Consider the following 13,756-nt stretch of genomic DNA (forward strand, 5'->3'; position numbering starts at 1 on the left):
GCCAGGCGCATGTTCGGCGCCGTCTACCTCCGCTATGTCGGTGCGAGCCTCGCCGCGCTCGGCGTCGATCTGAGCCTGTTCATGGCCGGTCTCGCCGTTGGGATCGCGCCGGTGACCGCCTCCATCGCCGGCTACAGTGCGGGCATAGCCGTCCATTGGCTCGTATCGAGCCGGCTGGTGTTCGGCAAACGGGTCGCCCTCCCCGGCGGAGGCCGCACACGTCAGCAGATGCTGTTCGTCGTTTCCGCTCTCGCGGGGCTCGGCGCGACCGTCGCCATCGTCCGATCAGGCCAGGCTCTCGGCGTAACCCCGTTCGCGTCCAAGCTGATCGCGATCCTGGCCGGCTTTCACGTCACCTACCTGCTTCGCAAGAAGATCGTGTTCGCATGAACGCTCCCGCCACTCCGCCGGCCGAGGCCGGCTTCCGCCGCCGCCATCTGCTGCTTGCCTGGCTCGGAGTCTGCATGATCGCCGCGTGGCTGCGGCGGGGCCAGATTGCCGGCTTCACCCTGCTCGATCCCGACGATCATCTCCGGCTCGTCCAGGTCCGCGACTGGCTGGCCGGGCAGGGATGGTTCGATCTTACCCAATACAGGATCCAGCCCGCGGCGGGTCTGACGATGCACTGGTCGCGGCTCGTCGACCTGCCGATCGCCGCCGGGATCCGGGTGCTGCAGCCGCTGCTCGGCACGGACGCGGCCGAGAGAACGACGGTGATCCTGTGGCCATTGGTGCTGCTTGGTTTGACGATGCTGATCGTCGCGAAATTCACGTCTCGCCTGGCCGAAGGGAACACGCCCCTGGTCGCGGCGCTGCTGATTGCCGGTGCGCCGGTGACCCTCGTCCAGTTCCTGCCGCTGCGGATCGATCATCACGGCTGGCAGATCCTGCTTGCCGGGCTCGCCCTTCTCGGCCTGCTCAGCGCCGAACCGCGGCGATCGGGCATCGTGGCCGGCGCGGCGATGGCCGCGTGGCTGCACGTGTCGATCGAGGGCCTTCCCCTTGCCGTGCTGGCGGGCGGACTGCTCGGGCTGCGCTATATCATCGATGCGGCGGAAGCGCGCAGGCTGATCGCCTATCTCGGCACGCTGGTGGCTTTGACTCTGACGTTGCTCGCCGCGACGCGGCTGCCGCAATATTGGCTCACCTCTTATTGCGACGCGATGTCGCCGGCCTATTTCGTGCCGATGGCCCTCGTCGCGGCCTTGCTGTGGGCGGGATCGCGAACGCCCTGGATGGCGAGCGCGGGCGCCCGGCTCGGCCTCGTCGGGGCCAGTGCGATCCTTGGTGCCGCCGGACTGCTGCTGATCGATCCGGTTTGCGCCGCCAATCCCTTTTCGACCCTCGATCCGCTGGTCGCGCGGTGGTGGTATCTGCTGATCCCCGAAGGATTGCCGATCTGGCGTCAGCCGCTCGAAAGCGCGGTGCTGCTGCTGTGGCTGCCGCTCATCGCGATCCCCGGTACCTGGATCGGCTACCGCACTGCCGCCGACGACAGGGCACGCCGCGACTGGACGACGTTGGCATTCATGTTCGCCTCCGCTTTGGCGATTGCGTTCCTGGTGTTCAGGGCTGGCGCGGTCGCGCAACTGTTCGCGCTTCCGGGCGCCGCCACGCTGGCACTCGCCGCGATCCGCCGCGCGCAGGCGCTGAAATGGGTGCTGCTTCGCGTGCCGTTCAGCGCCGCCGTCGGCATGTTGCCGCTGCCGGTTCTGCCGGCGCTGGCGCTGAACCGGGTCAGCCCCACCGCGGCCATTCCTTCGGGCGGCCCGGTGGGGGACGAGTGCGACGGCCCGATCGCGATCGCTGCGCTGCGGGCCTTGCCGCCCTCGCGTCTGCTCGCACCGCTGAATGTCGGCCCGGCGCTGCTCAACTATACACGCCATTCGACGCTCGCCGCGGGCTATCATCGCAGCAATCTTGCCATGCGCGACGCGATGCTGGCCTTCATGAGCCCGCCCGAACGCTCGGCGCAGATCCTTCGCGCACACGCTGTGCACTATGTCCTGATCTGCGCGACCGGGGCCGAGACCGGCAATTACGCGACGGACCGGCCAGGCGGGTTGATGGCGCGCCTCAGGGACGACAAAGCGCCCGAATGGCTCGAGCGAGTCCCTGTTGCGGGCGCATCCAATATGCGGATCTGGAAGGTCAACTGGACTAAGGCGCCGGGTGGGGAAAAGGCGCACGGCGGAGCTGGAACTCGCTGAACTCGGCGTGATCCGTAGCGTGGGGATGCGGCAGCAGCGAATGAGAGTTGCGCCGGGGCCGCGGATCGCGTGGCCGTCTCAACCTCGTTCGGCGCGGCAGGGAGTTCGATCCCTTTGCTCGGGCAGATCGCCGCTGAGCGCCAAGTGAGCGTCCGCGGCCCGGATCAGGAGATCCGGATAGCGCCAGGCGACATCGTCGAAGGCAATCAGATCGCCAAGCTTGATGATGTAGACGATCAGGGCGGCGTCCCCCAGATGTCGATCCGGATCGCAACATGGTCCAAAGGACAGCTGCAAGCGTGCCCACGAAGGCCCATATCGAAGGAATGACATCGCCGATCGTCTGGCATGATGGAGCCTGCCCGCTGTGCCGCCGTGAGGTGGCGCTGATGCCAAGGCTCGATCGCCGGGGCGCGATCAGGTTCGTCGATCTTCAGACCGCAGCGGCCGAGGAATGTCCGCGTAACCGCGCCGAGATGCTCGCCCGGTTGCACGCGTTCGAGGGCGGAATGCTCCTCTCGGGCGCTGCGGCTTTCGGGGCGATGTGGCGCGCCATTCCGCTGTTGCGCCCGCTCGGGCTCGCGGCCCGCAATCCTTGGGTCCTCGCCTCGCTGGAACGCGCTTATGGCTTGTTCCTCCGGGTCCGACCGCGGCTTCAGAAACGCGCAGGCACGAAGGCGGCCTCGTGAGGCCGCATCCGGATCCGCACGGGCCCGATCAGGAAAGCGTCTGGTCCTATCCACGGCCACCGATCGCCCTGCCGACCAAGGCGCGCATCATGGTAGAGCATGGCGGAACGACCATCGCCGACACGGAGCGCGCGGTTCGCACGCTCGAGACCAGCCACCCGCCAAGCTATTACATCCCTCTCGCCGATGTCGATCACACGCTGCTGCGCGCGGCAGGCGAGGGCGGTTCCTTCTGCGAGTGGAAGGGAATTGCCGTTTATTGGGACATCGTGGTCGGCGGCAGCGTGCTTGCGCGGGTGGGTTGGAGCTATCCCGATCCAAGCCCTGGTTTCGCGATTCTGCGCGATCATGTCGCCTTCTACGCCAGCGCCTTCGATCGTTGCACCGTCGACGGCGAGGCGGTTCTGCCGCAGCCCGGCGGCTTCTACGGCGGCTGGATCACGTCTGGGGTCACGGGGCCGTTCAAAGGCGTGCCGGGGAGCCGGGGATGGTGACGACGTGAGCGACGATTATGGTCGGCGGCCGCGCGCGGTGCCGCGCGGGCGCCTCGCCCGCTTCGGCCAGTTCGGCCGGCTTGCCGCCGGTGTCGCCGGGGGCATGATGGCGGAGAGCGTCCGCCGCCTTGCCGACGGCGAGCGCCCGCGGCTTCGCGACATCATGCTGACGCCCGGCAACATCGCCACCATCGTGGAGCGTCTGTCCCACTTGCGCGGTGCGGCGATGAAACTCGGGCAGATGATTTCGTTGGATGCCGGCGATCTGCTCCCTGCCGAACTCACCGAGCTGATGGGGCGCCTGCGCGAGCACGCGCATCACATGCCTCCGGCGCAGCTGGAGCGGGTGCTGACCGCGGAATGGGGCGCTGATTGGCGAAAGCGTCTCCGATCGTTCGACGCGGAGCCAATGGCGGCCGCGTCGATCGGCCAGGTCCATCAGGCCGTGGCGTTGGACGGGCGGCGACTGGCGATCAAGGTCCAATATCCCGGCGTCGCCGAGAGCATCGACGCCGATGTCGACAACGTCGCGACACTGCTGCGTGTGTCGAGTCTTCTGCCCGGGGATCTGGACATCGGCGCGCTGCTCGCTGAGGCGAAGCGGCAGCTTGCAGAAGAAACGGACTATGTTCGGGAGGCCGGCCACCTCGCTTCGTTCGAACGCTTGCTGGCGGCGGACGCGGCGGTCGTCGTCCCGCAGTTGGTTCCCGAGCTCAGCACCGGACGCGTGCTGGCGATGACCTATGTCGAGGGCGACCCGATCGAGACTTTGGCGGATGCGCCGCAGGCCCGGCGGGATACGGCGATGACGCGCCTGATTTCGCTGGTTTTGCGTGAGATGTTCGACTTCGGGATCATGCAAACCGACCCCAATTTCGCCAATTACCGGTATCAGCGCGACACCGGACGGTTAGTGCTGCTCGATTTCGGGGCGGTGCGCAGGGTCGCTCCGGCGACCGCGGAGGCCTATCGCGCGGTCATCCGCGCGGGCCTCAGCGGCGACCGCGACGGCGTGCGTGACGCTGCGCTGGCTGCGGGTTTCATCGGCCCAGCGGTCGTGGCCCGTCATCGGAAGAGAGTCGACGGGATGATCGACGTGATCACCGGCGAGTTCGTCCGCCCAGGGCCGTTCGATTTCGGGAATCGTCGGTTCGTCGCAAGCCTTCGCGATCAGGGCCTGGAGCTCGCGGCCGATCGCGCGAACTGGCACATTCCGCCTGCCGACATCCTGTTCGTGCAGCGCAAGATCAGCGGTACCGCCCTGCTGGCCGCGCGCCTTCGTGCACGGGTCGACATGAGGGAGCTGATCGCTCCCTATCTTCGGCGCGTCGGCAGCGACGAAAGGGCCGTCACGCTTCCGTAAGGCGCCAGTCCCGGCAATGAGCGAGCGGGACGGGGTTCACGAGCACGAACCAGGGCGCTGGAGGCGAATACATCCTGGGCAAGCCAGCCTTAATGCGACGCTTACCATTTCGGGGTTACGGTGGCGGCCTCCCGAAACGCGAGTCCTGGATATGAAGAGCTGCCTCGTCGTCGACGATTCAAAAGTGATCCGGAAGGTTGCTCGACACATCCTCGAGGGCCTCGATTTCACTGTTCGGGAAGCCGGCGATGGCCGGGAGGCGCTCGCCTGCTGCGAAGAGACTATGCCGGATCTCGTGCTCCTGGATTGGAACATGCCGATCATGGGCGGAATCGAGTTCTTGCGAACGCTCAGGCAGCGCAGCTTCGCTACCCAGCCCAAGGTGGTTTTCTGCACTACCGAAACCGATGCGGCACACATCCGGGCGGCGATCGACGCCGGCGCGAACGAATATCTGATGAAACCGTTCGATCGCGAAACGCTCGAGATCAAGCTGGAAATTGCCGGCGTCATGTGACGAGAGCGTGGCCCTTCCAGTGCCAAGACTGGTTGTGGACGTTCATCATATCGGCGCATTGCTGTTGGCTGGAGCAAGCAAGGATCAGGCTCGAAGATCCGGAATGTCGTTGCGACACGTGGCAACGGGCGCCGATTGATCCGCCTCGTTCACAGTGATGACTTGCCGGTCTTCCATGGAGCGGCAGCGCACAGCTCTCATTATCCGGGAGCAGTTTGCACTTCAGGCACGGCAATCACGTAAGTAAATTGGCCGGGTGCGTCGGAAGCACCGTGCGGCATGCCCGCGTTGCAACGATCGGGTGCCTGCAGGAGCAAGCGCCGGGCGTCCCCGTCGAAGCTCACCGTCGCCACAGCGCTATTCGTCAATTCTCGCGAAGCGCGCTGTCGCGGATCTGGATCAGCGGACCCAGGATGTAGTCGAGGATCGTCTGCCGGCCGGATCGGATATTGACCTCGGCGGTCATGCCAGGCGTCACCGGCTTGTTCCAGCGGCCGGTATCGGCGCTGAGGCGGACGCGATAGAAGACCTCGCCTTTCTGATCCTGCACGATGTCGGGCGACACATCGAGCACCTTCCCTTCGAGGCCGCCGTAGATGCTGGAATCGTAAGCCGAGATCTTGATCTGGGCCGGCAGCCCGGGCCAGATCTGGCCGCGATCGCGGGGGGCGACCCGCGCCTCGACCATGACGGTCTTGTCGACCGGAACGATCTCCGCGATCGGCTCGCCGCCCTTGATCACGCCGCCGACGGTCTGGATGTAGAGTTTGTTGACGATCCCGTCCATCGGCGCGCGGACCTCTTCGCGGGTGGCCTTGTCCTGAGCAGCGCCATATTGTTCGTCCGCCTTCGAGAGTTCGAGGCGCAGCTGTGCGGCTCGCTCCTTTGTTTCCTCCATCTCGCGCGTCCAGATCTCGTTGCGGCGGGCGGCGGATTCGCCGAGCGCGGCGTTCGTCTGGGGTATCTCGTTCTGAACGTCGGCGATGCGCGTACGCAGCGCCAGCAGGGCGGCGCGCTTGTCGAGGACGTCGCGCTCCGAGATCGCGTCCTCCGCAAGTGCCCGCTCGAGCTTGTCGAGTTGTATCATCATCAACTTTTCCTCGCTGCGCAGATTGCCGAGACGCGCCTGCAGCGAGCCTATTTCCGCACGCTTGGCACGGGCCTGCTCGTCGATGATGCCGGTCTGCTGCCCGCGCTGCGCCCGCCGCGAGTAGAACAGGCTGACCTCGCTCTGGGCGATCTCGGGGGCCTGGACGGCGAGCTCCTCGGGCACTGCGAAATCGCGTGCTCCCGAAACTTCCGCATCCATGCGCGCAAGCGTGATCTTCTTGGCGACGACATCGGTTTGGGAATTCTGCAGCTCGGCGCCGGTATAGGCATTCTCGATGCGCAGCAGCACCTGCCCCTTGCGGACGCGCATGCCCTCCCTGACGAGGATTTCCTGGGCGATGCCGCCCTCGAGATGCTGGACGATCTGATTCTGCACCGACGGGAGCACCCGTCCAGTCCCGCGGGCAACCTTGTCGATCGAGAAGAAGGAAGCCCAGGCTACGAACGTCACCGTCAGGACGACCAGCGCCCGAAGCACCCAGGCCTGCCGGTCGGTGCGGCCGCGCGCGCTCCACGGGGCGACATTCCCGATCGGGATGCCGGGGCGCGCGATGCGGCCTGCCAGTGCGGCCTGCGCTTCCGAGCCGTGCACGTTCTCGAACAGGCTTGCGCCGCCAAGGGCGAGAATGATTCGGTCTCGAAGACGGCTGAGCAACATTTACGCGTCCCTGTCACAAATTTGCGAGCCGCGTTTACCAGTCATTATCCTTAATAATGTTTAACGCGCCTTCGAAGATTTTGCGGAGTGAGCGTAGTGGTGCAAAACGCTGGACCTGAAACGGCGCGCAAGGACAGCCTCGTCGATCAGATTTGGAGGCGGCTGCGCCGCAGGTCTGCCGCGACCGCGGAACGGGCGGCCCGGCGCATCGCCGACGGGGAGACCCCGTTCGCGCCGCTGCCGATCGTTCACGGACTGGAGCGCCTCAGTGCATTGTGCGGCAAACCCGCCGGACGTTCCCATCTTACGGCAGGCCTGCCTGTCCATGACGGCGACCTCGATCCACGCTTTGCAGCCTTCGCAATGGCGCGGGTCGGGCTCGACGCCCGCTGGCAAACGATCTCGCTCGCGACGGTCGCCACCCATGATCTGCCGGCATTGGTGCCGCTCTACGACGGAGGAGTGATCCTTCTCCTGTGCGTGCAGGCAAGAAGCGGGACTGCGACCATCGTCGACGCCTCGGGGGAGCACGATGTCGCGATCGCGGATCTGCACGATTCGATGCGCGGCGAGATGCTCGTGTGCGGCCACCTCGATCCGGAGAACGGCCTCGATGAGGAAGCCGAGCGCTCCTTGCTCCAGCGCAATCCTCGGCTCTGGCTGGTCGGCACCTTTCTTTCGGAAAAGAAGCGGCTGTGGCAGCTTCTTCTCGCGGCCTTGTTTCTCAACCTCTGTGCCCTTGCGATCCCGCTCTACATGCGCGCGATCTACGACCGGGTGGTCCCGAACCTCGCGATCGAGTCGCTCTGGGCTCTTTCGGTAGGCATGGTTCTGGTGCTCGTCTTCGAATATTTCTTCCGCAGCATCCGCGGCGCCTTCGTCGATGCCGTGGCCCTCAAGGTAGGACAGGTGGTGCAGCACCGCGCCATGCATGCGATCCTGCACGCGAGAATGGCGAACGGCGGCAAAAGCGCCGGCGCGTTCATGGTCGGCTTGCGCGACACCGAGCAACTGGCCGCCCTGGCGCCCCTGGCGCTGGTAACCTTCCTCGTCGACATACCCTGCTTCTTCGGCTTCCTCGCTTTGATCGTCATGCTCGGGGGAACCGCGGTGGCAGGGCCGCTGATCGGCGGCGCCGGCCTGGTGATCGTCGGGCTGATCGCCAATTACGCGCTGAAGCTCGCCAGCAACCGCACCTCGAAACTCATGCAGGCGCGCAACAATCTGGTTGTCGAAGTCGCCGACGGCTGGTCGACGATCAAGGCGAACCAGGCCGAAGGCCTCTTCCTGCGCCAGTGGGACATCGTTGCCGACCATATTGGTGTCGGCACCAAGGGTGTGCGCCACTGGAACGAGATCCTCGGCGGCATGTCCGCGTTGCTGGTGCAGGCCGTCACCGTCCTCGTCGTCGTGATCGGGGTGTTCCAGATCAAGGACGGGATCATGACCACCGGCGCGCTCGTTGCGGTGACCATGTTGACCGGCCGGGCCATGGTTCCGGTTTCCTCTGCCGTCGGCATGGTCGGCAAGCTCTACCAGGCGCTTGCACAATTCCAGGGCCTCGCGCAAATTCTCGCGACGCCGCCCGAGCGAGCCTTGTCCGATCCTTCCATCCGCCCGCATCGGGTGCGTGGGGACATCCGCCTCCAGGCGCTGTCGCATCGTTTCGAGGGCGCCAGCGAGGACAGCCTTACCGACATCGGCTTCAAGGTCAGCCCCGGCGAGAAGATCGCCCTGATCGGCAAGTCTGGATCGGGCAAGTCCACGTTGCTGCAGCTGATTGGCGGACTGATCGAGCCCATGTCGGGCGGCCTGACCGTCGATGGCCACGCCATCGGGCAATATGCGCCGTCCTTCCTCCGGCAACACATCGTCTATGGGGCGCAGGACGCAGCCCTGTTCGACCGCTCGATCTGGGAAAATATCCTGCTCGGCATGCCTGAGCCGGACGACCGCATCGTTGAGCAGGCGGTTCGTGCATCCGCTCTCGACAACTTCGTCAGCCGCACCGTCGAGGGCTATGGGCGGAAGATCGGCCCCCGTGGGCAACGACTGTCCGGCGGACAACGTCAGTGTCTGCTGCTCGCGCGCGCCTTGGTGCGCAATCCCTCGGTGTTGCTGCTCGACGAGCCGACTGCCGCCATGGACATCGCCTGCGAGACCATGGTGATCAACGGATTGCGCGAGGCGACCGCGGACAAGACGGTGATCGTCGCTACGCACCGCATGGCGTTGCTCGAGCTGGTCGATCGCGTGATCTGGCTCGAGGACGGCAAGGTCAAGGCCGACAAGCCGCGCGACGAAATCGTCGGGCTGATGCGGAGCGGCCCGGGCGCCGCCACTGCGCAAGCTGCCTAACGTAGCCTTAACCAATGCTTAGGGCTGGCTGCGTTATGGCGCCGAAGTCGGCGCGTGCGCGGGGCGAGGGGAATTCGAGTGGCAGGTGCATCCGCCGAAGGAGAAGTCAATCACTGGCCGGCGTTCGTCGACGTGCTGACGACCGTCATCATGGTGGTGACCTTCCTGCTCGTGATCATGAGCGCGGCCGTGATGACGCTGTCGCAGCGCGTCATGCAGAATTTCAAGGACCAGCTGATCGCGCAGGAGCAGCACAAGAAGGACCGCGCCCGCAGTGGATCGGACGCAGCGGTGAAAGCCGGGGATCCCGCCGGCAAATCGCCTTCGCCGGAGGCGGACCCCGGGACTTCGGTCGCGGAGCTGGGCGACGTGCTGAGGACCGAAACCCCGGTCGCAGGCGAGCCGCTCACCATCCGCACGCGCGATACCGAGGACATGCTCAAGTTGAAGGTCAAGGCGCTCGAGCAGCCCGACAGCCGCAAGGGCGTGGAGGTAAAGACCGGGGACGTGCTCCTGCGCATCGACTTCGAGCCGAGCGCAGTGAAATATGACGCCGGCAACGCCGCCAAGGTGCTCGCCTTCCTCAAGAGCAAGTCGCGGCCCGGTCTCACCTACGAGATCTGGTCGTTCGCGCCGCAGGCGGCCTCCGTCACCGACGCGCAGCGGCTGTCTTATTATCGGGCGGCGATGACCCGCAACATCCTCATAGAGGCAGGCATCCCGCCAAGCCAGATCCAGGCCCAGGTCCGCGTCACCGACGCAGCCTCCAAGGACGGTCACAACGTCCGCGTCGTGCTGAAGCCCTGAAGGACGATAGTCGATGACGATGGAAAAAAAGATCAAGTCCGAGCTCTCCAAGATGGGCGGCATCATGGCCGTGCTCGTCCTGCTCGGCATCTACGCGCACGAATTCGTGATTGCAGGGCTCCAGGCGAAGCTGGTGCTCAATCTGTCGATCTTCATCCTGGCGGGAGTCGCCGCCTGGGTGGCGTTCCGCCATGTGTTCTCGCTCAAGAACGAGACGATCGCGCTCAAGGCGCTTCAGGTCGACTACGGCAACCGCCGGCGGCGACCGGTCAATCCGTATCGTCACCCGGCGGTGGTGTTCAACGAGCCCGAACTGCTCGGCCACGGCTATCGGATGATCACCGAGGAGCTCAGCAAGCAGGGCGAGGTCAAGATTTCGAACTCGACGGTGCAGATGCTGCTCCATGACGTCGATGCGCGGATCAACGACCGCAAGTCGACGATCATGTATTTCTCCGGCCTGATGGTGTTCCTTGGCCTGCTCGGCGCGTTCATGGGGTTGATGAAGACGGTCCATTCCGTGTCGGATCTGATCGGCGCGATGGACCTTTCCGCGACGGCCGGCGTCGACGGCATGGCCAAGATGATCGACGGGATGAAGGCGCCGCTCAATGGCATGTCGGTAGGCTTCTCGTCGTCCTTGTTCGGCCTGCTGACCTCGATGGTGCTCGGCGCGCTGGAGCGCTGCATGACGAGCGCGATGAAAGCTTTGCGCAACGAGTTCGAGCACTGGCTGTCGAACGTCGCCGATCTCGAGTCGAACAATGCCGGCCGCCAGGCCGGGGAAGTCCATGTCACGGTGGACGGCGACTTCGCCGAAATGCGCGCCTTGCTCGCGGCGAGCAACGAACAGCTCGAGCGACTGTGCAGCGCCGCCATCCATGCCGCCGACGACGAAGCGAGGACCCGGGCGGCGCTCGCCGGCGTGGCAGGATCGGTCGTGAGCCTCACCGAAACGGTGGAGAGGCTGCACGATCCCAAGCCGCTGCTCCAGCCGATCGCCGATGTGGTGACCGAACTCGCCGCCAACCAGACCGCGATCCTGATGCAATTCAAGGCGCTGAACGAGCAGGCCAAGGAAGACCGGGGTCACGTCACCGCTCTGCTGACCGGAATGACCGCGGCCGTCGAGCGGATGAACACGCTCGATGGCAGTCGTCTTCATGACCAGTTCGAGCGGCTGGCCACATTGATGGCCGAGGATCGCCTCGATCGCCGTCACTCGCTGCGCCCGGCCGTGCGCGGCCGCGGATTCTGGGCGTCGCTCGTCAAGGCGCTCTCGGGATGGAAGGCCATCGTCAGGACCAAGAGCTCAAGGGCCGCCAAGCCCGCGGGCGATAACGCCGATGGCTCCGCCGCGGATTCGCTTGCCGCCGGTGCCGAAGCCGCGATCGGCTCGGACGCCGGGCTGAACGCTCCCCGGCGGGCAATCGACATGCTCCGGCGCCGCCTCAATGCCGAGACGAGCGATGACGAGAGCGAGATGCGGCCGAAGGCCGCACCGCCGGCTCGCCGGACGACTGGACGAGGGGAATGAAGATGAAGCTTGGACTGCCCGCTCTGTTCCAGCGCCGCAGCCGGAGGATCGACCGGTCCTTCATCCGCTTTTCGTGCGCGCTCGACAGCGAGATGACCCTGCTCGACCGGGTCATGAGCTTCGAAGGACGGATCATCGACATCTCGCGGGGCGGCGCGCTGTTCCGTCCAAAGCTTGCCTATATCATGCGGCGTTCCGCTGTGCCGGTCTGTATTCACTGGGGCAGCGAGGAACTGTTCGGGCAGATCGTCGCGACGTCGCCCGCCGGGTTCAGCATTCGGTTCGACGAGCCGATCGAGGAGGATCTGTTCGACGAACTGACCGCGGATCTTCGGGTGACGCCCCGCGCGGCCGCCTGACCGGTACGGCATGCGTGCGGCCCCCCGGCGGCTGCACGCGACCTCCCTGATATCAGCCTAAACGCGTTGTTAACCCTGATTCTTTACGCGCTTCCCTGAGATCCGGGGGTTGCGAATATGACAGGGCAGGTGACGAGAACGCGGGTTGCGCTGGTTGCAGCATCGGCTTTGCTGATGGCGCAGGCACAAGGCGCACAGGCGGCACAAGGGCAGGACCTGCCCGTTGCTCCCGTGCAGGAAAGCTCCGACACTGCCGTTCCGATGCCGCAGCCGGGGTCCGACGGCGACGATCGTTCGGAGCTTCCGCTCGAGACGGAATCCCTGCGCGACGCGATCGTCGAGTCGCTCAAGAGCAATCCCGACATTCAGATCGCACTCGCCAAGCAGGACGACGCCAAGTTCGGGGTCGACGAAGCGCGCGCCGGCTACATGCCGCATGTCGACATGCAGGTGTCCTACGGTCCCGAGATCGTGCGCCAGGACAAAGTGACCGGCGACTGGAACAAAAGGTTCGAAGGCAGTGTCACGGTTACCCAGAATGTCTGGGATTTCGGCGCGACGAGCAACGACATCAAACGGGCCAAGGCAAGCTACCGGGCGATGAACTGGGCGACCCGCGAGCAGATCGAGGCGATTACGTTCGACATCACCAATGCCTATCTTGGGATGCTCCAGCAGCAGAAGCTCATCGAGCTGACCAATGACGAGCTCGCCGCGACCCGCAAGATCCTGCGGATGATCACCGTCCAGAAGGAGCTCGGCCTCACCACTCAAGCCGATGTCGATCGCGCCAAGGCAAGGGTCGAGAACATCCAGTCGACCCTGCTCGACCGGCAGAGCGCGCTCCAGCAGGCGCGCGACACCTACAAGCGTCTGACCGACCGCGTCCCGGGCCGGGCCGCCGATCTCCCGCAGACCGGACCGGCGCTGCCGCCGAACGTCGATGCGGCCATCGACATGATCGATCGGCACAGCCCGCGGATGGCGCAGGCGGTCGAGGACCGGCGCTCACTCGACCGGCAATATGCGAGCCAGAAGGGAACCTTCTTTCCCCGCGTCGGCGTCCAGTTCCAGGGCAATCACCGCTACGACGTCCTCGGCCGCACCGGTCTGGTCCAGGACGCCCGCGGCATGGTGACCCTGTCCTACAATTTCCTGAACGGCGGCGCGGACGTCGCGATCCGCAACCGTATCGGCGCGCGTCTTCGCCAGGCGGATTTCGAGCTCGATCGCCGGCGCCGCGAAGTCGAGCAGGACCTGCGTGCCGATTTCGAATCGCTCGGGGCCGCCCGCCAGAAGATCGCTACCATCGGGTCCGAGATCGCGTCCGGCGAGCGGGTCGCCGACCTTTACCGCCAGCAGTTCAAGGAGGGGCGGCGCTCCGTCTTCGATCTCCTCGACAGTCAGCAGGTGCTGTTCAACGCCCGCGCCAACGCGGTCTCGAACGACATCGCCATGAAGCTCGCCGAATATCGAGTCCTGCAGAAGCTCGGGGGGCTGTTCGACCTGGTCAGCGATGGCCAGAAACTGCCGCCGATCGCAACCCCGGCACCGCGCCCGCGGCCGCAGGCGGACTGATCGCCCAAACCCGCGCAAGCGCGAGGGTAAATGCGATTTTCAGCAAATTTCAACGGTCTGGCCCGTACACCGGCTG

At 65.5% G+C, this 13,756-nt stretch carries 13 protein-coding genes; 12 read left to right on the forward strand and 1 reads right to left on the reverse strand.

The window, feature by feature from the left end; genetic code table 11:
* Positions 1-9 precede the first annotated feature (9 nt).
* From C7I55_RS10260 to C7I55_RS10290, 7 genes are all read left to right on the forward strand, one after another.
* A complete protein-coding gene (locus tag C7I55_RS10260) occupies positions 10-390 on the forward strand; it encodes a GtrA family protein (RefSeq protein WP_106512833.1) in 381 nt (126 codons plus the stop codon).
* Positions 387-2,210 carry a hypothetical protein gene (locus tag C7I55_RS10265; RefSeq protein ID WP_106512834.1) on the forward strand — a complete coding sequence of 608 codons (1,824 nt, stop codon included), beginning with the start codon at positions 387-389 and terminating at the stop codon, positions 2,208-2,210. The genes C7I55_RS10260 and C7I55_RS10265 overlap by 4 nt, the downstream gene beginning before the upstream one ends.
* A gap of 69 nt (positions 2,211-2,279) precedes the next feature.
* On the forward strand, positions 2,280-2,540 hold the full coding sequence (locus C7I55_RS28480) for a hypothetical protein (RefSeq protein ID WP_146150990.1): 261 nt from the start codon (positions 2,280-2,282) through the stop codon (positions 2,538-2,540).
* Positions 2,537-2,899 (forward strand): thiol-disulfide oxidoreductase DCC family protein, encoded by a 363-nt coding sequence (locus C7I55_RS10275; RefSeq protein ID WP_106513197.1) that lies wholly within the window; start codon positions 2,537-2,539, stop codon positions 2,897-2,899. Before C7I55_RS28480 ends, C7I55_RS10275 begins: the two co-directional genes overlap by 4 nt.
* On the forward strand, positions 2,896-3,393 hold the full coding sequence (locus tag C7I55_RS10280; RefSeq protein WP_106512836.1) for a DUF427 domain-containing protein: 498 nt from the start codon (positions 2,896-2,898) through the stop codon (positions 3,391-3,393). The genes C7I55_RS10275 and C7I55_RS10280 overlap by 4 nt, the downstream gene beginning before the upstream one ends.
* A 4-nt stretch (positions 3,394-3,397) precedes the next feature.
* Positions 3,398-4,756, forward strand: coding sequence for an ABC1 kinase family protein (locus C7I55_RS10285; protein WP_106512837.1), 1,359 nt, complete (start codon positions 3,398-3,400; stop codon positions 4,754-4,756).
* A 151-nt stretch (positions 4,757-4,907) separates the two neighbouring features.
* The gene (locus C7I55_RS10290) at positions 4,908-5,273 is read left to right on the forward strand and encodes a response regulator (RefSeq protein WP_106512838.1); all 366 of its coding nucleotides are present in this window, start codon (positions 4,908-4,910) and stop codon (positions 5,271-5,273) included.
* A gap of 364 nt (positions 5,274-5,637) precedes the next feature.
* On the opposite strand, the gene C7I55_RS10295 is transcribed toward C7I55_RS10290, so the two are convergent.
* The gene (locus tag C7I55_RS10295) at positions 5,638-7,041 is read right to left on the reverse strand and encodes an HlyD family type I secretion periplasmic adaptor subunit (protein ID WP_106512839.1); all 1,404 of its coding nucleotides are present in this window, start codon (positions 7,039-7,041) and stop codon (positions 5,638-5,640) included.
* 99 nt (positions 7,042-7,140) lie between these two features.
* On the opposite strand from C7I55_RS10295, the gene C7I55_RS10300 reads away from it, so the two are divergent.
* The 5 genes from C7I55_RS10300 (at position 7,141) to C7I55_RS10320 (ending at position 13,680) form a co-directional block, all read left to right on the forward strand.
* Positions 7,141-9,399 carry an ATP-binding cassette domain-containing protein gene (locus C7I55_RS10300; RefSeq protein ID WP_158266370.1) on the forward strand — a complete coding sequence of 753 codons (2,259 nt, stop codon included), beginning with the start codon at positions 7,141-7,143 and terminating at the stop codon, positions 9,397-9,399.
* Between the two features lie 78 nt (positions 9,400-9,477).
* On the forward strand, positions 9,478-10,206 hold the full coding sequence (locus tag C7I55_RS10305; protein WP_106512841.1) for an OmpA family protein: 729 nt from the start codon (positions 9,478-9,480) through the stop codon (positions 10,204-10,206).
* A gap of 13 nt (positions 10,207-10,219) precedes the next feature.
* Positions 10,220-11,743, forward strand: coding sequence for a Rossmann-fold NAD(P)-binding domain-containing protein (locus tag C7I55_RS10310; protein WP_106512842.1), 1,524 nt, complete (start codon positions 10,220-10,222; stop codon positions 11,741-11,743).
* A gap of 2 nt (positions 11,744-11,745) precedes the next feature.
* On the forward strand, positions 11,746-12,102 hold the full coding sequence (locus C7I55_RS10315) for a PilZ domain-containing protein (RefSeq protein ID WP_106512843.1): 357 nt from the start codon (positions 11,746-11,748) through the stop codon (positions 12,100-12,102).
* Between the two features lie 129 nt (positions 12,103-12,231).
* Positions 12,232-13,680, forward strand: a complete 1,449-nt coding sequence (locus C7I55_RS10320; RefSeq protein WP_158266371.1) for a TolC family protein — start codon at positions 12,232-12,234, stop codon at positions 13,678-13,680.
* Positions 13,681-13,756: the final 76 nt, after the last annotated feature.

Origin of the sequence: Allosphingosinicella deserti (assembly GCF_003012735.1) — a bacterium.
Taxonomy (GTDB): Bacteria; Pseudomonadota; Alphaproteobacteria; order Sphingomonadales; family Sphingomonadaceae; genus Allosphingosinicella; species Allosphingosinicella deserti.

Coding starts and splice junctions, on each gene's coding strand:
- C7I55_RS10260 (WP_106512833.1), top strand. CDS start 10: ATGTTCGGCGCCGTCTACCTCCGCTATGTCGGTGCGAGCCTCGCCGCG.
- C7I55_RS10265 (WP_106512834.1), top strand. CDS start 387: ATGAACGCTCCCGCCACTCCGCCGGCCGAGGCCGGCTTCCGCCGCCGC.
- C7I55_RS10275 (WP_106513197.1), top strand. CDS start 2,537: ATGACATCGCCGATCGTCTGGCATGATGGAGCCTGCCCGCTGTGCCGC.
- C7I55_RS10290 (WP_106512838.1), top strand. CDS start 4,908: ATGAAGAGCTGCCTCGTCGTCGACGATTCAAAAGTGATCCGGAAGGTT.
- C7I55_RS10295 (WP_106512839.1), bottom strand. CDS start 7,041: ATGTTGCTCAGCCGTCTTCGAGACCGAATCATTCTCGCCCTTGGCGGC.
- C7I55_RS10310 (WP_106512842.1), top strand. CDS start 10,220: ATGACGATGGAAAAAAAGATCAAGTCCGAGCTCTCCAAGATGGGCGGC.
- C7I55_RS10315 (WP_106512843.1), top strand. CDS start 11,746: ATGAAGCTTGGACTGCCCGCTCTGTTCCAGCGCCGCAGCCGGAGGATC.